At 71.4% G+C, this 23524-nt stretch carries 28 protein-coding genes; 21 read left to right on the forward strand and 7 right to left on the reverse strand.

Going from position 1 to position 23524, the window contains the following annotated elements:
* The first annotated feature begins 35 nt into the window (after positions 1 to 35).
* Positions 36 to 671, forward strand: a complete 636-nt coding sequence (locus tag ACTMTF_RS26995) for a DUF2306 domain-containing protein (protein ID WP_397005609.1) — start codon at positions 36 to 38, stop codon at positions 669 to 671.
* On the opposite strand, the gene ACTMTF_RS27000 is transcribed toward ACTMTF_RS26995, so the two are convergent.
* Together ACTMTF_RS27000 and ACTMTF_RS27005 are read right to left on the reverse strand one after the other, a co-directional pair.
* A complete protein-coding gene (locus tag ACTMTF_RS27000; protein ID WP_441113169.1) occupies positions 652 to 1317 on the reverse strand; it encodes a response regulator in 666 nt (221 codons plus the stop codon). The two genes, ACTMTF_RS26995 and ACTMTF_RS27000, sit on opposite strands and share 20 nt — an antisense overlap.
* Positions 1314 to 2447, reverse strand: coding sequence for a sensor histidine kinase (locus tag ACTMTF_RS27005; protein ID WP_441113170.1), 1134 nt, complete (start codon positions 2445 to 2447; stop codon positions 1314 to 1316). Before ACTMTF_RS27005 ends, ACTMTF_RS27000 begins: the two co-directional genes overlap by 4 nt.
* A gap of 123 nt (positions 2448 to 2570) precedes the next feature.
* Between ACTMTF_RS27005 and ACTMTF_RS27010 the strand changes: the two genes are divergently transcribed.
* From ACTMTF_RS27010 to ACTMTF_RS27025, 4 genes are all read left to right on the forward strand, one after another.
* Positions 2571 to 3788: a sensor histidine kinase gene (locus ACTMTF_RS27010; RefSeq protein ID WP_441113171.1), complete on the forward strand. Its 1218-nt coding sequence runs from the start codon at positions 2571 to 2573 to the stop codon at positions 3786 to 3788.
* 15 nt (positions 3789 to 3803) lie between these two features.
* Positions 3804 to 4430 (forward strand): response regulator, encoded by a 627-nt coding sequence (locus tag ACTMTF_RS27015; protein ID WP_397006790.1) that lies wholly within the window; start codon positions 3804 to 3806, stop codon positions 4428 to 4430.
* Positions 4431 to 4511: 81 nt separating this feature from the next.
* Positions 4512 to 6038 carry a choice-of-anchor I family protein gene (locus ACTMTF_RS27020; RefSeq protein ID WP_441113172.1) on the forward strand — a complete coding sequence of 509 codons (1527 nt, stop codon included), beginning with the start codon at positions 4512 to 4514 and terminating at the stop codon, positions 6036 to 6038.
* 142 nt (positions 6039 to 6180) lie between these two features.
* Positions 6181 to 7341: a serine hydrolase domain-containing protein gene (locus ACTMTF_RS27025; RefSeq protein WP_441113173.1), complete on the forward strand. Its 1161-nt coding sequence runs from the start codon at positions 6181 to 6183 to the stop codon at positions 7339 to 7341.
* Between the two features lie 177 nt (positions 7342 to 7518).
* On the opposite strand, the gene ACTMTF_RS27030 is transcribed toward ACTMTF_RS27025, so the two are convergent.
* The gene (locus ACTMTF_RS27030) at positions 7519 to 8172 is read right to left on the reverse strand and encodes a TetR/AcrR family transcriptional regulator (RefSeq protein ID WP_441113174.1); all 654 of its coding nucleotides are present in this window, start codon (positions 8170 to 8172) and stop codon (positions 7519 to 7521) included.
* Between the two features lie 105 nt (positions 8173 to 8277).
* Here ACTMTF_RS27030 and ACTMTF_RS27035 point away from each other — a divergent pair, with 105 nt between their 5' ends.
* Entirely contained in the window at positions 8278 to 8466 is a 189-nt protein-coding gene (locus ACTMTF_RS27035) for a hypothetical protein (RefSeq protein ID WP_441113175.1), read from the forward strand.
* A gap of 21 nt (positions 8467 to 8487) precedes the next feature.
* Complete coding sequence (locus tag ACTMTF_RS27040) at positions 8488 to 8883, forward strand: VOC family protein (RefSeq protein ID WP_441113176.1); 396 nt, start codon at positions 8488 to 8490, stop codon at positions 8881 to 8883.
* Positions 8884 to 8897: 14 nt separating this feature from the next.
* Here ACTMTF_RS27040 and ACTMTF_RS27045 read toward each other — a convergent pair whose 3' ends face one another.
* Together ACTMTF_RS27045 and ACTMTF_RS27050 are read right to left on the reverse strand one after the other, a co-directional pair.
* Positions 8898 to 9749, reverse strand: coding sequence for a DUF72 domain-containing protein (locus ACTMTF_RS27045; protein WP_441113177.1), 852 nt, complete (start codon positions 9747 to 9749; stop codon positions 8898 to 8900).
* A 24-nt stretch (positions 9750 to 9773) separates the two neighbouring features.
* Entirely contained in the window at positions 9774 to 10334 is a 561-nt protein-coding gene (locus ACTMTF_RS27050; protein WP_441113178.1) for an ArsR/SmtB family transcription factor, read from the reverse strand.
* A gap of 79 nt (positions 10335 to 10413) precedes the next feature.
* Here ACTMTF_RS27050 and ACTMTF_RS27055 point away from each other — a divergent pair, with 79 nt between their 5' ends.
* A complete protein-coding gene (locus ACTMTF_RS27055; RefSeq protein WP_441113179.1) occupies positions 10414 to 11847 on the forward strand; it encodes an alpha/beta hydrolase in 1434 nt (477 codons plus the stop codon).
* Here the strand turns inward: ACTMTF_RS27055 and ACTMTF_RS27060 are convergent.
* Entirely contained in the window at positions 11823 to 12239 is a 417-nt protein-coding gene (locus ACTMTF_RS27060) for a hypothetical protein (protein ID WP_441113180.1), read from the reverse strand. The two genes, ACTMTF_RS27055 and ACTMTF_RS27060, sit on opposite strands and share 25 nt — an antisense overlap.
* A 49-nt stretch (positions 12240 to 12288) precedes the next feature.
* Between ACTMTF_RS27060 and ACTMTF_RS27065 the strand changes: the two genes are divergently transcribed.
* The 10 genes from ACTMTF_RS27065 (at position 12289) to rfbD (ending at position 20271) form a co-directional block, all read left to right on the forward strand.
* Positions 12289 to 12645 carry an MmcQ/YjbR family DNA-binding protein gene (locus tag ACTMTF_RS27065; RefSeq protein ID WP_441113181.1) on the forward strand — a complete coding sequence of 119 codons (357 nt, stop codon included), beginning with the start codon at positions 12289 to 12291 and terminating at the stop codon, positions 12643 to 12645.
* Entirely contained in the window at positions 12645 to 13130 is a 486-nt protein-coding gene (locus ACTMTF_RS27070) for a GNAT family N-acetyltransferase (protein ID WP_441113182.1), read from the forward strand. Before ACTMTF_RS27065 ends, ACTMTF_RS27070 begins: the two co-directional genes overlap by 1 nt.
* Before the next feature lie 132 nt (positions 13131 to 13262).
* Positions 13263 to 13640 carry a hypothetical protein gene (locus ACTMTF_RS27075; protein ID WP_441113183.1) on the forward strand — a complete coding sequence of 126 codons (378 nt, stop codon included), beginning with the start codon at positions 13263 to 13265 and terminating at the stop codon, positions 13638 to 13640.
* Positions 13641 to 13658: 18 nt separating this feature from the next.
* Positions 13659 to 14549, forward strand: a complete 891-nt coding sequence (locus ACTMTF_RS27080) for a DMT family transporter (protein WP_441113184.1) — start codon at positions 13659 to 13661, stop codon at positions 14547 to 14549.
* Positions 14550 to 14559: 10 nt separating this feature from the next.
* On the forward strand, positions 14560 to 15192 hold the full coding sequence (locus ACTMTF_RS27085) for a GntR family transcriptional regulator (protein WP_397005577.1): 633 nt from the start codon (positions 14560 to 14562) through the stop codon (positions 15190 to 15192).
* A 106-nt stretch (positions 15193 to 15298) separates the two neighbouring features.
* Positions 15299 to 15649: a hypothetical protein gene (locus ACTMTF_RS27090; protein ID WP_441113185.1), complete on the forward strand. Its 351-nt coding sequence runs from the start codon at positions 15299 to 15301 to the stop codon at positions 15647 to 15649.
* A gap of 269 nt (positions 15650 to 15918) precedes the next feature.
* A complete protein-coding gene (locus ACTMTF_RS27095; RefSeq protein ID WP_441113186.1) occupies positions 15919 to 17364 on the forward strand; it encodes a sugar transferase in 1446 nt (481 codons plus the stop codon).
* Between the two features lie 2 nt (positions 17365 to 17366).
* Positions 17367 to 18434 (forward strand): glucose-1-phosphate thymidylyltransferase, encoded by a 1068-nt coding sequence (locus ACTMTF_RS27100; RefSeq protein ID WP_441113187.1) that lies wholly within the window; start codon positions 17367 to 17369, stop codon positions 18432 to 18434.
* On the forward strand, positions 18431 to 19360 hold the full coding sequence (rfbB, locus tag ACTMTF_RS27105) for a dTDP-glucose 4,6-dehydratase (RefSeq protein ID WP_441113188.1): 930 nt from the start codon (positions 18431 to 18433) through the stop codon (positions 19358 to 19360). The genes ACTMTF_RS27100 and rfbB overlap by 4 nt, the downstream gene beginning before the upstream one ends.
* Positions 19357 to 20271, forward strand: coding sequence for a dTDP-4-dehydrorhamnose reductase (gene rfbD / locus ACTMTF_RS27110; RefSeq protein WP_441113189.1), 915 nt, complete (start codon positions 19357 to 19359; stop codon positions 20269 to 20271). Before rfbB ends, rfbD begins: the two co-directional genes overlap by 4 nt.
* Here rfbD and ACTMTF_RS27115 read toward each other — a convergent pair.
* Entirely contained in the window at positions 20253 to 20831 is a 579-nt protein-coding gene (locus ACTMTF_RS27115; RefSeq protein ID WP_441113190.1) for a dTDP-4-dehydrorhamnose 3,5-epimerase family protein, read from the reverse strand. The two genes, rfbD and ACTMTF_RS27115, sit on opposite strands and share 19 nt — an antisense overlap.
* Positions 20832 to 20892: 61 nt before the next feature.
* Between ACTMTF_RS27115 and ACTMTF_RS27120 the strand changes: the two genes are divergently transcribed.
* Genes ACTMTF_RS27120 through ACTMTF_RS27130 form a run of 3 tightly spaced genes read left to right on the forward strand, consistent with a single transcriptional unit; the run spans position 20893 to position 23521 of the window.
* Positions 20893 to 22095 carry a methyltransferase domain-containing protein gene (locus tag ACTMTF_RS27120; RefSeq protein WP_441113191.1) on the forward strand — a complete coding sequence of 401 codons (1203 nt, stop codon included), beginning with the start codon at positions 20893 to 20895 and terminating at the stop codon, positions 22093 to 22095.
* Positions 22092 to 22871 carry a glucose-1-phosphate cytidylyltransferase gene (locus ACTMTF_RS27125; protein ID WP_441113192.1) on the forward strand — a complete coding sequence of 260 codons (780 nt, stop codon included), beginning with the start codon at positions 22092 to 22094 and terminating at the stop codon, positions 22869 to 22871. Before ACTMTF_RS27120 ends, ACTMTF_RS27125 begins: the two co-directional genes overlap by 4 nt.
* A complete protein-coding gene (locus ACTMTF_RS27130; RefSeq protein WP_441113193.1) occupies positions 22868 to 23521 on the forward strand; it encodes a PIG-L deacetylase family protein in 654 nt (217 codons plus the stop codon). The genes ACTMTF_RS27125 and ACTMTF_RS27130 overlap by 4 nt, the downstream gene beginning before the upstream one ends.
* Positions 23522 to 23524: the final 3 nt, after the last annotated feature.

Genomic DNA, 23524 nt, shown 5'->3' on the forward strand with positions numbered 1-23524 from the left:
TGGAAACCATCCCTCCAGTCGTCACGCTCAGGGGCATGACAGACAAGATGGCGACGGAACGCCGCAAGACGCAGTGGCGGGTGCCCGCCGCGCTGATCGGGCTCGCCTTCGTGCCCGTGCTCGCCGGCGGCATCCGCCTGACCGAGCTGACCGGCGGCGCGGAGATCACGCCGGACAACGCCCGGTTCTTCGCGGCGCCCGTGCCGGTGGTGCTGCACATCATCACCGTGACCGTCTACAGCGTCCTGGGGGCGTTCCAGTTCGTGCCCAGGCTGCGCCGGAAGCGCGGCTGGCATCGCGTCGCCGGGCGGGTGCTGGTCCCCTGCGGGCTCATCGCGGCGCTGACCGGGCTTTGGATGAGCGTGTTCTACGCCCTGCCGGCGATGGACGGCCCGCTCGTGGCCGCCTCCCGGCTCGTGTTCGGCACGGCCATGGTGGTCGCCATCGTGCTCGGCTTCGCCGCGATCCGGCGGCGGGACTTCGCCCGGCACCGCGCCTGGATGATCCGCGGTTACGCGATCGGCATGGGCGCGGGCACCCAGGCCTTCACCCATGTGCCCCTGTTCGCGCTGGACGGCACACCTGGCGAGCTGCCCAGAGCGGTGGCCATGGCCGCCGGCTGGGTGATCAACCTCGCCGTGGCCGAATGGATCATTCGGCGGAGTTCTTGACCCGGTTGGTCTCGTACGCCCACATGGCGATCTCGACGCGGTTGCGGGCGCCGAGCTTGGCCATCAGGCTGGCGATGTGGGACTTGACCGTGCTGAGCGAGATGTGCAGCTCGTCGGCGATCTCGCCGTTGGTGCGCCCGCGCGCCACGGTCGCCAGGATCTGCTCCTCGCGGTCGGTGAGCGCCTCGATGGGCCGCGCGGGCGGTGACGCGGGGCCGGTGCGGGCGAAGGCCCCGAGCAGGCGGGCGGTGATGCTCGGGGCGATGAGCGCGTCGCCGTTGGCGGCGGCGTGGACCGCTTCGGACAGTTGCCGGGCGCCGGCGTTCTTGAGCAGGAAGCCCCGGGCGCCGGCCCGCAGCGCGGCGTAGACGTATTCGTCGAGGTCGAACGTGGTGATGACGACGACGGCGAGCGGGTCCGCGACGCCCGGTCCGGCGAGGGAACGAGTGGCGGCGATGCCGTCGAGACCGGGCATCCGGATGTCGAACAAGCACACGTCCGGCCGCAGCCGCCGCGCCAGCTCGACGGCCCGCCGCCCGTCGGCCGCCTGGCCGACGACCTCGATGTCCGGCTGGGCGTCCAGGATCATCGCCAGTCCGGTGCGGACGATCTCCTGGTCGTCGGCGACGAGCACCCGGACGCTCACGTCGCCGCCCCCGCGCGGGGGAGCACGGCGGTCACGGTCCAGCCGCGGTTGGGGCCGGGACCGGCCACGCAGGTGCCGCCGAGCAGGTCGGCGCGTTCGATCATGCCGATGAGGCCGTAACCGGGCGGCTGGCGGACGAGAATGCTCTCGCCGTCGTCGCTCACCCGCAGGTGCACCGAGGTGTCGTCGGCGGCGACGCGGACCTCGATGCGGGTGGCGTGCCGCGCGTGCCGCCGGGCGTTGGTGATCGACTCCTGGGCGAGGCGGTAGATCGCGGCCCCCACCGACGGCGGGAGGTCGCCGAGAGCGCCGGATATCTCCACATGGACGGCGGGGCCGGACGGACCGTGGCTCGCGAGCTGTTCGAGGTCCGTGATGCCGCGGCCGGGCTCCAGGTCCGCCGGCTGGTCCTGGCGCAGGACGCGGACCATGGCGCGCATCTCGTCCAGGGCGCGGGCCGCCTCCGCCTCGATCACGTGCAGCGCGTCGGTCGCGGCGTCCGGCCGCGAGGCCGAGGTCGCCAGGCCCGCCTGGGCCCTGATCGCCATGGCCGAGATGTGGTGGGCGACGGTATCGTGCAGGTCGCGGGCCAGTTGCTCGCGTTCGAGCAGCTTGACCTGATCGAGCTCGCGCAACCGCGCCCTGGCCCGGAAGCGCAGGGCCACCCCCAGGGCGATGGCCGCGGACATGACGGCGAACGCGCCGATCAGGTCGGGGGCGGCGAGCTGCCTGAAGAGGATCGACAGGAGGACCGAGCCGAGCGCGATCGCCAGCCCGATCACCGCCTCACGCCCGGCCCCCCACCGGAACAGCGCGTACACGAAGATCAACATGTACGCCATCGTGTACGTCTCGCCGGAGGCGCCGGCGGTGAGCAGCGTGGCCAGGTTGCCGACGGTGAAAATGATCACAATCACCAGCAGTGGCCTGGTGCGGCGCCAGAGCAACAGGGGCGCCAGCCCGATGGTGACCGTCACCGAGACGGCCCGCCACGGAAGATCCGGCCGCAGGGCTCCTTCGAGCGCAGCTAGCGCGACGAGCACCCCGACAAGCACCCAGTCGCGCCACACCCGCGCGGGCGGGTCGGGGGGACGGGGCTCGTTCCACACGGAGCGGATGAGCCTGTGCACCCCCTCATCGTACGAGAGCCCGCCCGCACTCCGAAGCCCGCGACGCAAGCCGTGGAGCGGCGTGCCCGTCCCGGTTAGGCTGGGTGTCATGGTCGCTGGTGGCACCATGGCCGGGGTTCGCCGATGGTGAGCGGCGACGTCCCGCGCTGGGATCGCGCCCGGCCCGCCGTCCCCTACCTGTTCTTCCTGCTGCCCGCCGGCTTCGCCCTGCTCCGGGAGTGGCGGCTGGAGCTGCTGGTCCTGGCGGTGCTCGCCATGGCCTGGCACTGGTTCATGGTGGGCCGGCAGCCTGGCTGGGGCGAGCGGCCGTGGGCACTGGCCGGTTACTTCGTGGTGCTGCTCGTCCTCGTCGGGGCGCTGGTCAGGATCGACGGGGTGTTCTCGGTGACCGGGGTGGGGGCGTTCATCCAGGCTTTCACCGTGCTGCCCGGTCGGTGGGCGTACGCGGGGGTTGCGGCGACGGCCGCGGTGCTCGTGGTGGTGCCCGAGGGGCGGTCACCCGCGCAGATGGTCTTCTCGTTCCTCGTCGCGACGCTGGTCGCCGCCACGGCCGGGCTCTCGATCCGTGCCATCTCCCAGCAGAACGACCAGCGCAAGGTGATGATCGAGCAGCTCAGGCGGACCGGCGCCGAGCTGTCCGCGCTCGCGGCGGAGAACGCGGACCTGCAGGCCCAGCTGCTGACGCGGGCCCGCGAGGCCGGCGTGCTGGGGGAGCGGCAGCGGATGGCGAGGGAGATCCACGACACCGTCGCGCAGGGGCTGACCGGCATCATCACCCAGCTCGAAGCCATCGACGGCGCGGTCGACGACCCCGTGCTCGGCTCGCGGCTGGCCGCGATGCGCGCGCTGGCCGGGGACAGTTTGAACGAGGCCCGCCGATCGATGCAGGCGTTACGCCCGGCTCCGCTGGAGGAGGCGCAGCTGCCCACCGCCCTGGCGGGCGTCGCGGCGACATGGTCGCGGGCCACCGGCACGCCCGCCGGCTTCTCCGTGACCGGCGACCCCCGGCCGCTGCACCTGGCGGTGGAGAGCACGCTGCTGCGCACGGCGCAGGAGGCGCTGGCCAACGTCGCCAAGCACGCCGGCGCCTCCCGCGTCGGCCTCACGTTGTCGTACATGGAGGATGTCGTGGTTCTTGACGTACGCGATGACGGCTCCGGGTTCGTCCCCGAGGAGACCGGGCCCTCCGACGTCGGTGGCTTCGGGCTCGTCGCGATGCGCCAGCGCGTCACCCGGCTGGCCGGCGACCTGGTGATCGAGGCCGGGCCGGGCCAGGGCACCGCGATCTCCGCCAGCATTCCGGCCATCCCGGCCGATCCGTCCTCCACCGCGACGGGGTGAGCCGTGCCCATCCGCATGATCATTGTCGACGACCACCCCGTGGTACGGGACGGGCTGCGCGGGATCTTCACCGGCGACGACGCCTTCGAGGTCGTCGGCGAGGCGGCCGACGGGCCGGAGGCGCTGGTCGTGGCCCTGCGGACCGCGCCCGACGTGGTGCTCATGGACCTCCGGATGCCGAAGATGAGCGGCGCGGAGGTCATCCGCCGGCTCCGCGAGCAGACGCCCGGCATCCACATCCTGGTGCTGACCACGTTCGACGACGACGCCGACGTGCTGCCCGCGATCGACCAGGGCGCCACCGGCTACCTCCTCAAGGACACCCCGCGCGCCGACCTGCGCCGCGCCGTGCAGGCGGCCGCCCGTGGCGAGACGGTGCTGTCCCCGTCCGTGACCGGCGTGCTGACGCAGCGGTCGCGGGAGCCCGAACGGCGGACGCTGAGCCGCCGGGAGCTCGAAGTCCTCGCGCTCATCGCCCGGGGCGCGACCAACCGTGAGGTGGCCGCGAAGCTGTTCATCACCGAGGCGACGGTGAAGACGCACCTGCTGCACCTGTTCGGCAAACTCGGCGTGAAGGACCGGGCGGCCGCGGTCGCGGCGGCGTACGACACCGGTTTGCTCAAGCCGGGCGCGGATAGTTGATCCCGGCCTGAGATCGATGGTTCATTTCGTGCTCATTCGCGAGACATGGGAAGGTCACGGGCCTTCGTGACACTGCGCCTCATGCGCACGACGACTTTCGCCCGCCTCACCACCGCCGGCCTGGTGCTTTCCGCACTCTTCACGGCCACCCCCGCCGCCGGTTCGGCCGAGACCCGGGGGATCGAGCTGTCCTTCCTCGGCCGATACTCCGCCGGCTCCGTCGGCACCAGCGCCGCCGAGATCCCGGCCTACGACCCCGCCACCCGCCGGGTGTTCGTCGTCAACGCGCAGGCGGGCACGGTCGACGTCCTCGACCTGCGCGACCCGCGCCGGCCGCGCAAGGTCACCACCCTGGCCACGCCGGGCGCCAACAGCGTCGCCGTGCACGGCCGGATGCTCGCCGTCGCGCAGCAGGCCGAGGCCAAGACCGAGCCCGGCAGCGTCGCCTTCTTCGACACGCGCACCGGCAGGAAGCTCCGCCAGGTCACGGTGGGTGTGCTGCCCGACATGCTGACCTTCACCCCGGACGGCCGGCAGGTCGTCGTCGCCAACGAGGGTGAGCCCTCCTCCTACTGCGATGACCAGGTGAACGACCCCGAGGGCTCGGTCAGCATCGTCGACGTACGGCGCGGCACCGTACGGACCGCCGACTTCCGGGCGTGGAACGGCCGGGAGGACGAGCTCCGCGCCAAGGGTGTGCGGATCAGCGGCCCGAAGGCGAGCGCGGCCCAGGACCTGGAGCCGGAGTACGTCACCGTCGAGGGCGACACGGCGTGGGTGACCCTCCAGGAGAACAACGCGCTGGCGGTCGTCGACCTGCGCAGGGGGACGGTCCGTGACATCGCGGCGCTCGGGCTGAAGGACCACGCGGCGGCTGGGAACGGGCTGGACGCCTCCGACAAGGACGACAAGATCGACATCCGGCCCCACCCGGTCAAGGGCATGTACCTGCCGGACGCGATCGCCGACTTCAGCTCCCGTGGCCGGACCTACCTGGTGACCGCCAACGAGGGGGACACGCGCGACTGGGACTGCTACACCGACGAGGTGCGGGTCAAGGACCTGAAGCTGTCCTCCTCCGCCTTCCCGGACGCGGCCGAGCTCCAGAAGGACACCGAGCTGGGCCGGCTCACCGTCGCGGCCGACTCGCCCAAGGACGCGGACGGCGCGCACACCGCGCTGCACGTCTTCGGCACCCGCTCGCTGTCGATCCGGTCGGCCTCCGGCGAGCTGGTCTGGGACTCCGGTGACGAGCTGGAGCGGCTGATCGCCCGCGAGCTGCCCGAGCACTTCAACACCGACAACGAGGAGGACGACTTCGACTCCCGCAGCGACAACAAGGGGCCGGAGCCCGAGGGCGTCACCGTCGGCACGATCAAGGGCCGTACCTACGCCTTCGTGGGCCTGGAGCGCGTCGGCGGCGTCGTCGCCTACGACGTGACCGACCCGCGCCGGCCCCGCCTGGCCGACTACGTCAACACCCGGGACGGCGACCTCGGCCCCGAGGGGCTGGCCTTCGTCCCCGCGCACGACAGCCCGACCAGGCGCCCGCTGCTCGTCGTCGGCAACGAGGTGAGCGGCACCACCAGCACGTACGAGATCCGCTGACGCCGAACCCGACCACGTGAGGTAGGGCCAGCGGTACCCCTGCTGTTCAGGCTGCGGGATCGATCACGGCCGGGGCTGGACGCGATGCTTATCAGCGTCAGAGCAACGCACCGGTAAAGACCCCAGTCAGGGAGTGGTCCCCATGTCCAAGCTCGTCGAAGTCCCCGCCCGCACCCTCAGGCGTGGCGTCCTGGCCGCCGCCGCGGTCGCCGCCATGACCGGCCTGGTCATGGCAGGCCTACCGGCCACGGCGTCGGCGGCCACCGACCCGGTGCAGACGAGCCTGGACCAGCTGGTCGGCAAGCACAGGTTCCCCGGCGTCATGGCCTCGGTGCGTGACGCCGACGGGAACGTCACCGACTACGTCGCCGGTGTCGCCAAGCTGAAGACGAAGAAGGACGTGCCGGTCGACGGCTACGGCCGCATCGGCAGCGCCGGCAAGATGTTCACCGCGGTGGTGCTGCTCCAGCTCGCCGGGGAGGGCAAGCTGAAGCTGGACGCGCCGATCGAGAAGTACCTGCCCGAGCTGGTGCGCGGCAAGGGCATCGACGGCCGTGAGATCACCACCCGCCAGCTGCTGCAGCACACCTCCGGCCTGCCCAACTACACCGACCTCATCCCGGACTACGTGAAGATCCGGCACACCACCTTCGAGCCGCGCGAGCTGGTCGACCTGGCCCTGGCGAAGAAGGCGTCCTTCGCGCCCGGCAAGAAGTGGGCGTACAGCAACACCGGCTACATCCTGGCCGGGATGGTCGCGGAGAAGGTCACCGGGCGGTCGATCTCCGAGCTGGTCGAGGAGCGGGTCATCGACAAGCTCGGCCTGAAGGAGACCTACTGGCCCGGCAAGGGCGTCGAGACCCTGCGCGACCCCCACCCCCGCGGCTACCTCGCCGTCGCGCCGAAGAAGCCGCTGCTGGACTACACCAAGATGGACCCGTCCTGGGGTGGCGCGGCCGGACAGCTCATCGCCACCCCCAGCGACGTCAACCGCTTCCTCGTCGCCCTGCAGGACGGCCGGCTGCTCGAGCCGAAGCAGTTCAAGGAGATGACCACGACGGTCAAGACCACCTTCCCGCCCAGGTGGAACTGGCGGTACGGGCTGGGCGTGATCAAGATGAAGCTCAGCTGCGGCGTCACCGCGATCGGCCACGGCGGCGACATCCACGGCTACGAGACCCGCGACGCCGTCACCTCCGACGGCCGCGCCGCCACGGTCATCGTGACCTCCCTGCCGCAGAGCGAGGCCGCCGGCGACGCGGTGATCGCCGCGGTGGACCGCGCCCTGTGCGCCGGCAGGTAGCGCCACCTCCTCCGCGGACGTGAGCCCACCGCGGGCGCACGTCCGCGGACGTCGTGCCGCCCCTTTCCGGAGGCACGGCCCGCACCCTTTCTGGAGGTACGGCCCGCGTTCTTTCTGGGGGGTACGGCTCGCGCTTTTTCTGGAGGTACGGCCCGCGCCCGGGGCGAGCTGGGCCGTTCAGGCGGTGGCGTAGTGGGCGAGGGCGGGTTCGAGGAGGTCGAAGGCCTGGGTGGCCTCGCCGGCGATGGCGCGGGCGATCTCGTCGTTCGACCGGCCCGCGAGGGTGAGGTCCTGGATGCGCTGGAACAGCACGCGGTGGACGGTGCCCAGCAGTCCGGCGGCGATGTGGACGGTGATGTCATCGGGTGCGGTGCCGGTGGCGGCGGCCAGGGCCTGGGCGAGGCGGTGCTCGCGCTGGTCGTGCAGGCCGCGCAGGCAGGCGGTCAGGGTGGGGCTGTCGGCGATCATGCGGGCGAACTCCCGGCCGGAGAACCCGGCGACCGGGTCCTGGGCGGCCACGGAGTCCTGGAAGGCCCGATGCAGGGCGGCCAGGGCCGACTCGCCGGGGCGGCGGGCGGCGACGGTGTCGGCCAGGGCGGCGGTGAACTCCTCCTGGTGGTCCAGGGCCAGGTCTTCCTTGCGGGCGAAGTAGTTGGTGACGGTCTTCTTGGCGATGCGCGCGGCGGCGGCGATCTCGGCGATGGTGGTCCGCTCGAAGCCCTGGGCGATGAACAGCCGGGTGGCGTGGTCGGAGATGAGCTGCCGGGTCTCCTGTTTCTTGGATTCGCGCAAGCCGGGGGGCTGCGCGGGCGGTGTCGTGTCGGTAGCCATGAGGCAATCTTATCCTCATCCTATTTTTATGTTGACACTCTTGCGCCTACTGGGCTAACTTTACGTCCGTAGCAAGTTTGCGACCGCAGGAAGAAAGAAGAGCGTATGTCCGAACTCCACCGCGTCTCGGTCTTCGTCCCCACGATCGACTTCGGCGGGACCCTGGCCGGGCGGGACGGCCGCGACCTCGCGCCGCGCCGCACTCCCGCCCTCCGCCACCTGGCCGCCGACCGCCCCGTGCGCCGGCCCGAGCCTCGCGTCGTCCGCAACATCCCCCGCCGCCGCAGCTACTGACCCCCTAGTTTGGAGCCCTTCTTGCAGATCACCGCGTCCACCGTCTCGCTCACCGTCGACGACGTCACCGCTTCCCAGGCGTTCCTCACCACCCACCTGGACTACACCGTCCAGGCCGCGGCCGACGGCTTCGCCTCCCTCACCCGCGCCGACGCGGTGGCCATCGTCCTGCTCGCCCGCGGCATCGAGGTCCTGCCATCCGAACAGCGCGACCAGCACGCCACCGGCCTGATCCTGGCCTTCACCCTCGCCGACGGCCTCCAGGACCAGGAAAAGCGGCTACGCGAGGCCGGAGTCGAGATCACCATGCCGCTGCGCGAGGAGCCCTGGGGTGAGCGCCTGTTCCAGATCACCGACCCCAACGGCGTGATCATCCAGTTCGTCGAGTGGACCGCTCCTGCCCACACTGAATCGTGATCGGTACGGGAGTGTCAGAAGAGGGTGAGGGGCTCGATGGGCTGGGGTTCCGGTAGCGGGTCGAGCTCGGGGAGGCGGGAGCGGACGTCGTCGTGGAACCGGCGGGCGAGCGTCAGGGCGTCGGCGTTGTCCGGGGTGTGGATGAAGACGGTGGGGGAGCGGCCTTCGCGGAGCCAGCCGGTGACCGTGTCGAGCCAGGGCCGCCAGCCCTCGATGGTGCGGGTGGTCGCGTCCCGGCCCAGGTAGCGGACGATCGGGCGGTCGGTGAGGGCCGAGGAGCGGCGGGCGACGCGGGGCTTCTTCGTCCACGCGTCCCGCTCGGCGTCGCTGGTCGGCGGGCTCTGGAAGAAGGCCGTGGTGTCGAACGGGACCCACTCGGCGTCGGCGCCGGCCAGGACTCCTTCGAGCAACCGGGCCGAGCGCGGGTCGTCGAAGAAGGCGCGGTGGCGGACCTCGACGGCGTATCTGTAGGCGCCGGGCAGCCGGCGGAGGAAACCGGCCAGGGTGCCGAGATCCGTCGGGGCGAAGGAGCCGGGCAGCTGGATCCAGAGGGCGTGGGCGCGGGGGCCGAGTGGCTCGATCGCCTCCAGGAAGGCCCGGAGCGGGTCGTCGACGCCGGTGAGGCGGCGGTCGTGGGTGATGGGCTTGGGCAGCTTGACCACGAAGCGGAAGTCGGGGGAGGTCTGCGCCGCCCAGGTCTCCACCGTGCTCCTCGCCGGGGTGGCGTAGAAGGTGGTGTTGCCTTCGACCGCGTTGCACCAGGTCGCGTAGGACCGCAGGCGCTCGCCGGGCGGGAGCGGGTGAGGCAGGAAGCGGCCCTGCCATGACGCGTGAGTCCACATCGCGCATCCCACGTGAAGCCGCATGGCCTCGACGCTACCGGAGGACGGTCAGTCCTCGTCCGCGGGCAGCGCGAACAGGCGGATGTGAACGGGCCGCGCGCCCGGGGTGACGTCGTCGCCACGCGGGCTGTACTTGAGCAGCAGTGCGATGTAGGCCTCGAAGAACTCCTCGAACTCCTCCTTCGTCATCCGCCCCATGCCACGCGACGCCTTGGCCCAGTCGGGATCGCGGTGGTAGGCCTCGGGGAAGCGCTCGAACAGCGCGCGGTCCTCCTCCATGCCGATCCGCTGGAACTCGGCCAGCACCGGCCGGTCCTCCGGGGCGAGCTGGCCGGCCGTCGGCAGGCGCAGGTCCCGTGGCCCCGGGGCCACCCGCCACCAGCGCTCCCTGCCGGTGGAGCGCTCGGGGATCTCCTCGATGAAGCCGTTCTTCTCAAGCTGGCGCAGATGGTAGCTGGTGGTGCCGGTCTTGGCGCCGAGCAACTCGCCGAGCGTCGTGGAGGTCGCGGGGCCGTGCACGTTGAGGTGGCGGAGCATCAGCCGCCGCAGGGGATGGGCCAGGGCCTTGAGTCTCGCCGGGTCGAGCTGGGACGGCTCCTCATCCTTCATGACGAGCAGCCTAGTCCTCCCGAGTGATTTCTGCAGACGTTCCTATGCAGAGACTTCTCTGCAGACTAGTGTCGGCAATATGAGACGCATGCTCGCCGCACTGGCCATCGCCCTGGCATTACTCGCCGCCCCAGCCGTTGCGCTGCCTCCTGGCTCCCCAGTCGCCGCCGCGCCACCTTCCGGTGTTCCCGCCGACCTGACCGCCGAGGAGGTGAGCTTCGCCGGCGGCGACGGGCTCGTCCTGCACGGGACGGTCCTGTCCCCCGCCGACGCGCGGCCCGCACGTCCGGGCATGGTCCTCGTGCACGGCGCCGGCGCCGGCACCCCCAGGACCAAGCTGATGGTCGAGGCCGTCGAGTTCGCCCGCAGGGGCATGTCCGTCCTGGTCCACGACAAGCGATCCGAGGGCTACTCGCTCTTCCAGCGCTCGTACGCGCAACTCGCCGACGACGCGCTCGGCGCCGTGGCCACGCTCCGCCGGCAGCAGGGCGTCGACCCGGCCAAGGTCGGCATCTGGGGACTGAGCGAAGGCGGCTGGGTGGCCCCGATCGCGGCCTCCCGCACCGCCGACATCGCCTTCGTGGTCCTCGTCGGCGCCAACAGCCTGCCACCGCTGCGGCAGCAGGTCTGGGCGGTGGCGGCCGGCCTGCGCAAGGCGGGGGTGTCGGGCTCGCTCGTGGACCGGGCCGAGCACAACTTCTACCGGATGATCGCCGACGGCGGCATGTTCCCCGAGCCCTACTACGACCCCGAGCCGGCCCTGACCGCCGTTCGTCAGCCGTTGCTCGGCATCTGGGGAACCCACGACCTGCTGACCCCGCCCCGGGAGAGCCCGCCGCTGTTCGCCAAGGCCCTGGACAAGGGCGGCAACCAGCACTACACCTTCCGCTTCTTCGCGGACGCCGACCACGCCGCCCACCGGACCCCCGACGGCGGCGTCACCCGGCTGCCGGAGCTCGCCCCCGGCTACGCCGACCTGGTCGGTACCTGGGTGCACGACGTCACGGCGGGCGATCCGCCCACGGCCAGGACCTCGGGCCCGGCCCCGGTCCAGGCGTCGCTCTCCCGGCCGGTCGATCCGCCGGCCTGGTGGGAATCGGCGACCATGCAGCTCGCGGCGTTGGTGCTGTTCCTGGTGGCCTTCGGGGGCTATCCGGTGGTCGCGCTGGTGAGACGCCTGCGCGGCACGTCCCGCGCCCCCGCCGCCAGGGCCGCGCGACTGCTCAGCGCCGCCGGGCTCGCGACGGTGCTGGGCGGGTTCGCGTACCTCTTCTACGTCATCAGAACCGGCGGCAAGCTGGCCTATCCCGGTCCGATGCTGCTGGACCGGCCGCTGATCTGGCTGGCCCTGCAGGGGCTGGCGGTGGCCGCCGTGGTCGCCGCCGTGCTCACCGCGCGGGCCTGGCGGCGCGCGTCGCCGCCGGCAGGAGAGAGAGTACGGCTCGGCGTCCTGCTCGCGGGCGGGGCCGTGTTCGTACCGTGGGCCCTTTACTGGGGGTTGCTGCTGCCGTGAGAGCGGTCGAACCAGCGGCCGGCGCTCGGCAGGAGCAACAGGATGATGACGATCGACGGCAGGGACAGGACGGCCCGCATGAACGTCCGGGCGGTGAGCCCCGGGTCCGTCGCCTCGACGATCAGCTCCGTGGTGATCACGAACACTTCGAACCCCGCGACCGCCCAGCGGACCCAATGCCTCCGGCCGCCCAGGTGCCGCATCAGCCAGCCCTGCGCCGCCAGGGTCGCGGCCAGGAGCAGCACGAGCCCTAAGGCCGGAAGGCTGCCCGACGTGATCACGCCGGACAGCGCGAATGTGAGCCCCACCAGGGCGAAGACGAACTGGAGCGCCATCACGAACGTGACCGCGCGCACCAGGACGGGCATCCGCGCGATCCCTTCGGCCACCATGCGTTGATCATAGGCGCGAAATGTCAGGCGGGTTTGGTACACAGAGGGCATGGGAGTGAGCGTCGAAGAGTTCCTTGAGCTGCTGGACAGTCTGCCCGAGGTGCAGGTGAGCGACGGCGGGAGCTGGGTCGGGCTCAAGGTGCGCGACAAGGGCTTCGGCTACCTGTGGGAGGAGACCGAGACCGTCGGGCTCAAAGCGACCATCGAGGAGCAGCTGGCGCTGGTGGCCGAGAGGCCTGAGGTGTTCGAGATCCAGTTCACCGCCGGCCGGTTCGGCTGGGTGGTCGTCCATCTCGATCGGATCGAGATGGACGAGCTGTTCGAGCTGACAGCGGAGGCGTGGTGCCTGACCGCCCCCAAGCCCCTTGTCACCGCATTCGAGGAGGCCCATAAAATCGGTCAGTAATGAGATATGTACGACTACGTGCGTGGCGTGACGAGGACGCCCCCGTGGTGTTGCGGGCCTTCAGCTCGCCCGACATGAGCAGGCAGGCCGCCTGGCCGATCGTCACGCTGAAGGACGCGGTCGGCTGGATCGCCAGCTGGGCGGAGGTGGGCCACGCGTTCGCCGTCACCCTCGGCGACCAGGTCGTCGGCAATGTCGCGGTGACCGACATCGACGCGCACGAGAACGGCTGGGTCTCCTACTGGACGGTGCCCGAGGCCCGGGGGCGCGGCATCGCCGTGGCGGCGACCGACGAGCTGGTCCGGTGGGCCTTCGGCGAGCGCGGCCTCTACCGGCTGGAGCTGGGCCACCGCATCGACAACGCGGCCTCGTGCCGGGTGGCCACCAAGGCGGGCTTCCGGCCGGAGGGCGTCGAGCGCGGCAGGCTGCACTACGACGGCGTCCGCTACGACGTCGAGCGCCACGCCCGCCTGGCCACCGACTGACCGCAGATCACGCTGGACGGGCCGCGACAGACCGGCTGATCACGTCCGGCGGGCCACCGGTTGGTCCGCCGGTCCAGCCTTTCCAGGATGCCCGCCTTTCGACCGGCTGGTCCGCTGATCTACCCTTTGCGGGTGGACGGCGAGAGCGCGGCCGCGGCCGCGCTGCTGGCGGCGCTGAGCCGGGCGACGGGGATTCTCGCCGAGTTACGCCATCCTTTCGCGCGCAGCCGGCACTTCTCCTACTTCTTCCCGCCCGCCGGGGCGCGCACCGGCACCGCGTTCGTGCTGCCGGACGGCCGGGAGCTGAGCTTCGAGGTCTCCATCGCCGTCTCCGGCGACGCCTTCCACATCGACGGGTCGGTCACGGTCGAGGGTGAGGTGCTGCTGGAGCTGCCCCGCCGTCGCACGTCCGGCGTCCACGAGGGCCTGGCGGTCCTGGAGGAGTACGCGGCCGAGGTGGCTCAGCCCGCCGGTCGGCTGCTGGACCAGCTACTGGACGAAATTGTCTAGTTGTCAGACAATGGATGGATGAGGAACGGACCTCTCGCTGTCGTGGCCGCCGCCGTCCTGTGGGGCACGGCCGGCACCGCTGGGCTGCTCGTCTCCGCCGACCCCGTCGCGCTGGCGGCGGCCAGGCTCGTCATCGGCGGCGCCGCGCTGGCGCTGTTCGCGGGAGCGGGGATCGGCCGGGTGCTCCGCCCCGGCCTGGTGCTCGCCTCGGTCGCGGTCGCGGCGTACCAGCTGTGCTTCTTCGCCGCCGTGGCCCGCACCGGCGTGGCCATCGGCACCGTCGTCGCGATCGGCAGCGGCCCGGTCTTCACCGGGCTGCTCTCCTGGTCGATGCACCGGCAGCGGCCGAGCGCCCGGTGGGCGCTGGCGACCTCGGCGGCCGTGGCGGGCTGCGCGGCGCTGATCGCCGGCGGCGGCGCTCAGGCGGGCGGGCAGGTGGTGTCCGGGGTGCTGTTCGCCCTGCTCGGCGGGCTGCTCTACGCCTTCTACGCGGTCAGTGCCGCGCGGGCGATCTCGGGTGGCGCACCGTCCGGCGCGGTGATGGGCGTGCTGTTCGGCGGGGCCGCCGTCATCATGCTGCCGGTCCTGCTCTGGCAGGGAGTGGGCTGGCTCGGCGAGCCGCGCGGCCTGCTCGCCGCCCTCTACCTCGGCTTCGCCGCCACCGCCCTGTCCTATGTCCTGTACGGCAGGGGCCTGCGGTCCACGCCGGTGGCCACGGCCGCGACGCTGGCGCTGGCCGAGCCGGCGGTGGCCGCGCTGCTGGGCCTGGTGGTGCTCGGTGAGCGGCTGGCTCCTCTCTCGATCGCGGGCCTGGCCCTGCTGGCCGTGAGCCTGGTGGTCGTGGCGCTGCCGGAGCGCGGAGCCGGGCGGGCCGCCGTACAAGAAGTGGCATCGGCCGCGGGGCGTTAGAGTCACAGCCGTGACGGTGCCGATCAAACCCCTGTCCGCCGTCGGCGCGCTGGCCGACGCGTTGCGCCGCAGGGTGCTCTCCGGTGAGATCGAGCCCGGCACGCCGCTGCCCGAGCAGGAGATCGCCGCGGCGTACGGCGTGGCCAGGCCGACCGTCCGCGAGGCGCTGGCCCGGCTGGTGCACGAGGGGCTGCTCAGGCGCGAGCGCAACCGCAGCGCCTACGTCCCCGAGGTGACCCTCGCCGACCTCGACGACCTCATGTTCGTACGCAGGCCGCTGGAGGATCTGATGGCCCGGGCGGTGGCGGGGCGGCGGGTGCCGGAGGCGGAGGCGGCGCTGGCGCGGATGGACGCGCTGGGCGTGGAGGCGCCGTGGTCGGAGTCGGTGGCCGAGCACATGGCGCTGCACCAGGCGCTGATCGAAGCGGTGGGCAGCCCCCGGCTCGAACGGCTCTACGGCTCGCTGGCCGCCGAGACCCGGCTGGGGCTGGTCCGGCTGCGCCGGGTCTACGAGGACCGGGACGTGCTGGTGCACGAGCACCGGGAGCTGCTGGACGCCATCGCCAACGGCCCGGAGCAGGCGGCGCGGGCGGCCGTGGCAGCCCACCTCGGCCACTCGTGGGGCGAAGATCCACCCCCGTGAGGGCGAAGATCCACTCCCGTAAGGGGAAAGATCCCTTGTCTCGTCATCTGCTCCTGTGTGCGCGAACCCTTGCGGTACAACCCCACTACTCGCAAGAATCGCGGCCATGCACGGCAACCCGATGCCGGACTCCTACGTGTACGTCACGGAAGAGGGCGTGACCCGTCACTACGCGGACGGGAGCGTCGAGGCGCTCGCGTGGGAGGACGTCGTCGAGGTCCGGGTCGTGACCGAGGCCGAGGCCGACGTTCTGTTCATCCTGCTGGACCGGGACGGCGAGGGGTGCGTGGTGCCGCGTTCGGCCACCGACGCGACCTTCCTGGCGCGATTGCGCTATTTGCCGGATTTCGATCTGGACCGTTTGACGGTGGCGGCCGACTCGGCGCACGACGGCGTGGTGGTCGTATGGCGAAGCCCGGATCCCCCGTCCGCCCTGCCGGATCTGGAGTATGACTAGCCGGCAACGTATGCCGCAATCTGCCGAAATATCGCGGTAAACGGCTCGATTTCCGCGAAGAACACATCACTTTTGGATCGTTCCGTCAAGCCCTGAAAAGCGCTGATCTCGTCCGATTGTGGACAGGAAGCGAATGTTCCCCATCATAAGACTGATCTTTACTCTTTAGTGGGGGGCCGCCGCCCTTGGTTGTGCATGGGTTGTTGTCAACCTGTGCGACCCGAAGAACGTCATGTTAAAGCCGTGCACGGATTTAACAGGGTGGTGCTATGAGGGTGGAGTCCGCTGTCGTGCTCCTTGAGGCCGTGCCGCGCAGCGCGTCGAGCATCTGGACGCGTGCGTACCTGCGACTTCTGCTGGGTGGTGACACGGCCTGCGTGCTGCTCGCCTGCGTTTGCGTGCTCGGTGTCCGGCTGATGTACGGGGTGTACATCCCGTCGGCCGAGTTTCTGCTGGGGCTGGGTCTGGTGCTCGTCTGGCCGCTCGCGCTCATGCTCGGCGGCGCCTATCACCAGCGGGCCAATGGTGAGGGCACGGAGGAGTTCAAGGCGGTCTTCAACGGCGGGGTGAGCCTGATGGCCGCCGTCGCCATCGGCGCCTATGCCACGCAGACCGTGATCGCGCGCAGCTTCGTGATGGCGATGCTGCCCCTGGCGCTCCTCGCCACGCTGTTCTTCCGCTACAAGATGCGTAAACGCCTGCATCGCAGGAGAGCCGCCGGCGAGTACCTGCGTCAGGTGATCGCGGTCGGGCACCGGGAGTCGATTCTCGACCTGGTGATGCAGTTCCGCCGCCAGCCGTACCACGGGATGCGGGTGGTGGGAGCCTGCCTGCCGCCGGACCGGATGGACGCCGACCTGGACGGGATCGAGGTCATGGGCACCTTCAACGACGTCGCGGACGTGGTGGAGCGGACCCGCGCGGACGCCGTGGCCGTGCTGGCCTGCCCGGAGCTCGACGGGGCGGCGCTGCGCCGGCTCGCCTGGAGCCTGGAGACGGATCGGACCGACCTGTTCGTGGCCCCTGCCCTGATGGACGTGGCGGGCCCGCGCATCAGCATCCGCCCGGTGGCCGGGATGCCTCTGCTGCACGTCGAGCACCCCGAGTTCAACGGCGTCCGGCAGTTCGTCAAGACCGTGTTCGACCGGCTGGTGGCCGGTGCGGCGCTGCTCGTGCTGGCGCTGCCGTTGCTGGCGATCGTGGTGCTGATCCGGCTGACCAGCTCGGGGCCCGCGCTGTTCCACCAGACGCGCATCGGCAGGGACGGCCGGCCGTTCCGGCTGGTGAAGTTCCGCACCATGGTGGTGGACGCCGAGCGGCTCAAGGGGGCGCTGGCCGAGTCGAACGAGTTCGACGGCGTGCTGTTCAAGATGCGGAACGATCCACGGATCACCCGCGTGGGCGCCTTCCTGCGCCGCTACTCGCTGGACGAGCTGCCCCAGCTGCTCAACGTCGTCCGGGGTGAGATGTCGCTGGTCGGCCCCCGGCCGCCGCTGCCGGAAGAGGTCGCCCAGTACCGCACCGACGTGCGCCGCCGCCTGGTCGTCAAGCCGGGGATGACCGGGCTCTGGCAGGTGAGCGGCCGCTCAGACCTCACCTGGGACGAGTCGGTCCGCCTCGACCTGCGGTACGTGGAGAACTGGTCGCTCATCCTGGACCTGCAGATCCTCTGGAAGACCTGGTCCGTCGTGACCCGTGGAGAAGGGGCTTACTGACGGTGAAAGCACTCGTGCTCGCCGGGGGATCGGGCACACGGCTACGACCCATCACGCACACCTCGGCCAAGCAGCTCGTCCCCGTCGCGAACAAGCCGGTGCTCTTCTACGGCCTGGAGTCCATCGCGGCCGCCGGGATCCGGGAGGTGGGCCTGGTGGTGGGGGACACGCAGGCCGAGATCGAGGCGGCGGTCGGCGACGGCTCGGCGTTCGGGCTGGAGGTGACCTACCTGCGCCAGCAGGCGCCGCTCGGGCTGGCGCACGGCGTGCTGATCGCCCGCGACTACCTCGGGGACGAGGACTTCGTCATGTACCTGGGGGACAACTTCGTCGTGGGCGGCATCGGCGACATCGTGGCGCGCTTCGCACGGGAGCGGCCCGCCGCGCAGATCATGCTCACCCGGGTCGGCGACCCCCGGCAGTTCGGGGTCGCCGAGCTCGACGGGCGGGGCCGGGTCATCGGCCTGGAGGAGAAGCCGGCCCGGCCCAAGAGCGATCTGGCGCTGGTCGGCGTCTACCTGTTCAGCCCGGCCGTGCACGCGGCGGTGGCCGAGCTCAAGCCGTCGTGGCGGGGCGAGCTGGAGATCACCGACGCCCTGCAGTGGCTGCTGGAGGCGGGCCTGCGCGTGGAATCCTCGGTGATCACCGGCTACTGGAAGGACACCGGCAACGTGACCGACATGCTGGAGGTCAACCGGATGGTGCTGGAGCGGTTGGACCCGGGCATGTCCGGGCAGGTGGACGAGGCGAGTGAGCTGATCGGGCGGGTCCTGGTGGAGCCGGGCGCCGTGGTCGAGCGCTCGCGCCTGGTCGGCCCGGCGATCATCGGCGCGGGAGCGGTCATCCGCGACAGCTACATCGGCCCGTACACCTCGATCGGCGCGGACTGCGCCATCACGGGCAGCGAGATCGAATACTCGATCGTGCTGCCCAGGGCCTCCATCGCGGGGGTCGGCCGGATCGAGTCGTCGCTCATCGGCCACGACGTCGAGGTGACTCCGGCGCCCAACACTCCAAGAGCCCACCGTCTCGTGCTGGGCGATCACAGCAAGGTGCAAATCAGCTCATGACGACGATTCTGGTCACTGGCGGCGCGGGCTTCATCGGCTCGCATTTCGTGCACGCAATGCGGGACGCGCAGGTGACGGTGCTCGACAAGCTCACTTACGCCGGCAACCGGGCCAACCTCGACGGGGTGCCGCACACGTTCGTGCACGGCGACATCTGCGACGCTGACCTGCTGCGCGAGGTGGTGCCCGGACACGACCTGGTGGTCAACTTCGCGGCCGAGTCGCACGTGGACCGGTCGATCGACGGGGCGGCGGAGTTCGTCCGCACGAACGTCCTGGGCACCCAGACGCTGCTGCAGGCCTGCCTCGACGCCGGGGTGCCCAAGGTCGTCCAGGTGTCGACCGACGAGGTGTACGGCTCGATCGACTCCGGCTCCTGGGACGAGTCCGCCCCGCTCCGGCCGCGCTCGCCGTACGCGGCGGCCAAGGCCGGCGGGGATCTGATCGCGCGCTCGTACGCGATCACCTACGGCCTGGACGTGTCGATCACCCGGTGCGGCAACAACTACGGCCCCCGGCAGTATCCCGAGAAGATCATCCCGCTGTTCGTCACGCGGCTGCTGCGGGGCGAGAAGGTGCCGCTGTACGGCGACGGCGGCAACGTGCGCGACTGGATCCACGTCGAGGACCACTGCGCGGGCATCCGGCTGGTGGCCGCGCAGGGCCTGCCGGGTGACGTCTACCACATCGCCGGCACCGCGGAGCTGACGAACAGTGAGCTGACCGGACGCCTGCTGGAGGCGTGCGGCCGGGGCTGGGACCTGGTGGAGCAGGTGGCGGACCGCAAGGGCCACGACCGCCGCTACTCCCTGGACGACGGCCGGTTGCGCGCGCTCGGCTACCGCCCGCGCATCGGCTTCGAGCAGGGGCTGAAGGAGACCGTCCGGTGGTACGCGGATCACCCTGACTGGTGGGCCGGCCTATGAGGTGGCTGATCACCGGCGGCGGCATGCTGGCCGCCGACGTGCTGGTCAAGGCGGCGCTGACCGGGGAGCCCGTGCTCGCGCTCGGCAGGCCCGAGCTGGACCTGTGCGACGTCCGGGCGGTGCGCGACGCCGTCGCCGACCACCGGCCCCAGGTGGTGATCAACTGTGCCGCCTGGACTGCGGTGGACGCGGCGGAGACCCGCGAGGACGAGGCGCTGGAGATCAACGGTCACGCGGTCGGCACGCTGGCGCGGGTGTGCCGGCGGGCGGGCGCGCGCCTGCTGCACCTGTCCACCGACTACGTCTTCGACGGCGAGAGCGGCCGGCCGTACCACGAGGATTCGCCGACCGGGCCGGTCAACGCCTACGGCCGGACCAAGCTCGCCGGGGAGCGCGTGGCCCTGGAGCACGGCCACTACGTGGTCCGCACCGCCTGGCTGTACGGCGCGGGCGGGCCGAACTTCGTCCGCACCATGATCGAGCTGGCCGGCACCCGCCCCACCGTGGACGTGGTGGACGACCAGCGCGGCCAGCCCACGTGGTCCGCGGATCTGGCCGGTTTCCTGGTCAGGCTGGCGCGCTCGGACCTGCCGCCGGGGATTTATCACGGCACCAGCGCGGGGGAGACCACCTGGCACGGGCTGGCCACCGAGGTCTTCAGGCTGCTCGGCGCCGATCCCGGCCGGGTGCGCCCGGTGCCCGGCACGGCCTTCCCGCGCCCCGCGCGGCGGCCCGCCAGCGGCGTGCTGGCCTGCACCCGGTGCGCGCCGATCCGGCACTGGCGGGAGGCGCTGCACGCCGCCTGGCCGACGGTGAGCGGGCCTGTGACGGGCGGGTCAGCGGTGAGCGGGCCAGTTACGGGCGGGCCTGTGACGGGCGGGAAGGCGGGACGTCAGTGCAGCGTCGCGTAGAACCGCCGGCACGCGTCGTAGTCCGGGAGCAGCCCGGCGGCGAGCGCGGCCTGGACCGTGGGCGCCGTGGCGTCCTTGTCCGACAGCACCGGCTCGACGTCCCCCGGCCAGGCGATGCCCAGATCCGGGTCGAGCGGGTGCACCCCGTGCTCACGGGCCGGGCTGTAGGGCCGCGAGCACAGGTAGACGACCGTGGCCCGCTCGCTGAGCGCCATGAACGCGTGCCCGAGCCCCTCGGCGATCAGGACGGCCCGATGCTCCCGGTCGTCCAGCCGCACCGCCTCCCACCGGCCGAACGTGGGCGAGCCGGCGCGCAGGTCCACGACCACGTCCATGACGCTGCCGTACACGCACATGACGTACTTGGCCTGGCCGGGCGGGACGTCGGCGTAGTGCACGCCGCGCAGCACCCCCCGCACCGAGACCGAGCTGTTGACCTGCGCGAGATCGAACCCGTGGGGCAGGTCGGCGGCCCTGAAGGCCTCGTGGAACGCGCCACGTGGGTCGGTGTGGACGCGTGGTGTGTGACACCAGGCGCCCTCGATGCCGAGGGGATCCATGCCGCGCACAGTAACGACAGAGCCTGCCGGAACGAAATATCAACTTGTCTGGAGTGTGTGAATGACGACCTGCCGGCTGTGCGGCTCGGGCGACCTGGCCTCGGTGGTGGACCTGGGGGCCACGCCGCCCTGCGAGCGTTTCCTCACCGCCGACCGGCTCGACGAGCCGGAGGTCGCCTACCCGCTGCACCTTCGCGTGTGCACCTCGTGCTGGCTGGCACAACTCCCGCCGCTGATCACCCCTGAGGACACGTTCACCGACTACGCCTACTTCTCCTCCTACTCCACCTCCTGGGTGGAGCACGCGCGGGCGTTCGTGGCCGGGCTGCGGCTGAAGCCGGACGCGTTCGTGGTAGAGGTGGCCAGCAACGACGGCTACCTGCTGCGTCACGTCGTCGAGCGGGGCGTGCGGTGCCTGGGGATCGAGCCGTCGGTGAACGTGGGCGAGGCGGCCAGGCGGAGCGGGGTGCCCACGCTGACGGCCTTCCTCACCCCGGAGACGGCCCGTGCGGTGGCGGCGGAGCACGGCAGGGCGGACCACGTGGTGGCCAACAACGTCTACGCGCACATCCCGGACGTGGCCGGCTTCACCGAAGGGCTGCGCGCGCTGGTGGCCGACGACGGGTGGGTCACCATCGAGGTGCAGCACCTGCTCACGCTGATCGAGCAGAACCAGTACGACACCATCTACCACGAGCACTTCCAGTACTACACGGTCGCCTCGGCGCAGCGGGCGCTGGCCGCCGGCGGGCTGACCCTGGTGGACGTCGAGCTGCTGCCGACCCATGGCGGCTCGATCCGGCTGTGGGCCAGGCCGTCGGGCACGCCGACCCAGCGGGTGAGCGACGTGCTGGCCCTGGAGAAGGCGGCCGGGCTGCACGAGATCTCCGGCTACGTCGACTTCGCGGCCCGGGTCGCCACGGTCAGGCGGGACCTGCTCGGCTTCCTGATCAGGGCGGCCGAGGAAGGCCGCACGGTGGTCGGCTACGGGGCGCCCGGCAAGGGCAACACGCTGCTCAACCACTGCGGCATCCGGCCCGACCTGCTCCCGTACACGGTGGACCGCAACCCGTACAAGCACGGCAGATTCACCCCCGGCGCCCGCATCCCGGTCCTGGAGCCGGAGCGGATCGCCGCCGACCGGCCCGACTACGTCCTCGTCCTGCCCTGGAACCTGCGGGACGAGCTGGTCGGGCAGCTCTCCTACGTCCACGAGTGGGGCGGCCGGCTGGTCTTCCCCATCCCTTACCTGGAGGTCGTGTGAAGGTCGTCCTCTTCTGCGGCGGCTACGGCACCCGGATGCGCAGCGGCGCTCCCGGAGACGTGCCGAAGCCCATGCAGCTCGTCGGCCCGAGGCCGCTGATCTGGCATGTCATGCGCTACTACGCGCACTTCGGGCACAAGGAGTTCGTGCTCTGCCTCGGCTACGGGGCGCACCAGATCAAGGACTTCTTCCTCAGGTACGAGGAGACCGCGTCCAACGACTTCGTGCTGCGGGGCGGCCAGGTGGAGTTGCTGGCCAACGACATCTCCGACTGGACGATCTCGTTCGTGCACACCGGCATCGAGTCGTCGATCGGCGAGCGGCTGCGCCGCGTGCGCGACCACCTCGACGGCGACGAGCTCTTCCTGGCCAACTACGCCGACGTGCTCAGCGACGCGCCCCTGCCGGACATGATCGACAGGCTGGCCGGGGCGGACGCGGGCGGCTCCCTGATGGTGGTCCCGCCGCCCGGCACCTTCCACTGCGTCGAGGTGGCGGACGGCGGCCTGGTCGGGCAGATCACCGCGGTCACCGAGATGCCGTTATGGGTGAACGGCGGCTACTTCGTGCTCCGCCAGGAGATCTTCGACCACATCCCCGAAGGCGGCGACCTGCTCGTGGACGGCTGCAAGGAGCTCGCCAAGCGCGGCCGGCTGCTCGCCTATCCCTACCGCGGCTACTGGCGGCCCACCGACACCGTCAACCAGCGGGTGGAGCTGGACCGCGCCTACGCGCGCGGTGAGCGGCCGTGGGCGCTGTGGGAGCGGGCGGCATGATGATCGACCTGCTGCCCAGCGGGCTGAGCAGGATCGCCGCCGTGGCCGCGCACTGCGACGACCTGGCGATCGGCGCCGGCGGCACCCTGCTGACCCTCTGCACGGCCCACCCCGGCATCCGGGTGGACGCCCTGGTGCTGTCGGGCGCGGGGTCGGAGCGCGAGGCGGAGGAGCGGGCCGCGCTGGCCGCCTTCTGCCCCGGCGCCGACCTGCGCGTCACCGTGGGCAAGATGCCCGACGGGCGGCTGCCCGCGCACTGGGACCTGGCCAAGCAGGCGGTGGAGGACCTGCGCCTGCGCTGTGTGCCCGATCTGATCCTGGCACCGCACGCCGGTGACGCCCACCAGGACCACCGGGGGCTCGCCGAGCTGGTGCCCACGGTCTTCCGCGACCATCTCACGCTGGGCTACGAGATCGCCAAGTGGGACGGCGACTTCGGCCGCCCCAACGCCTACCAGCCGCTCGACGTGGCCTTCGCCGAGCGCAAGGTCGCCCTGCTGTGGGAGCACTACCCCTCGCAGCGACGGCGTCCCTGGTTCGACCGGGAGGCGTTCCTCGGGCTCGCCCGGATCCGCGGCATCGAGTGCCAGGCGCGCTATGCCGAGGCGTTCTACGCCCGCAAGTTCATCATCGATCTGACTGGAGGCTGATCG

This window comes from Nonomuraea sp. ZG12, assembly GCF_052068115.1.
Lineage (GTDB): Bacteria > Actinomycetota > Actinomycetes > Streptosporangiales > Streptosporangiaceae > Nonomuraea.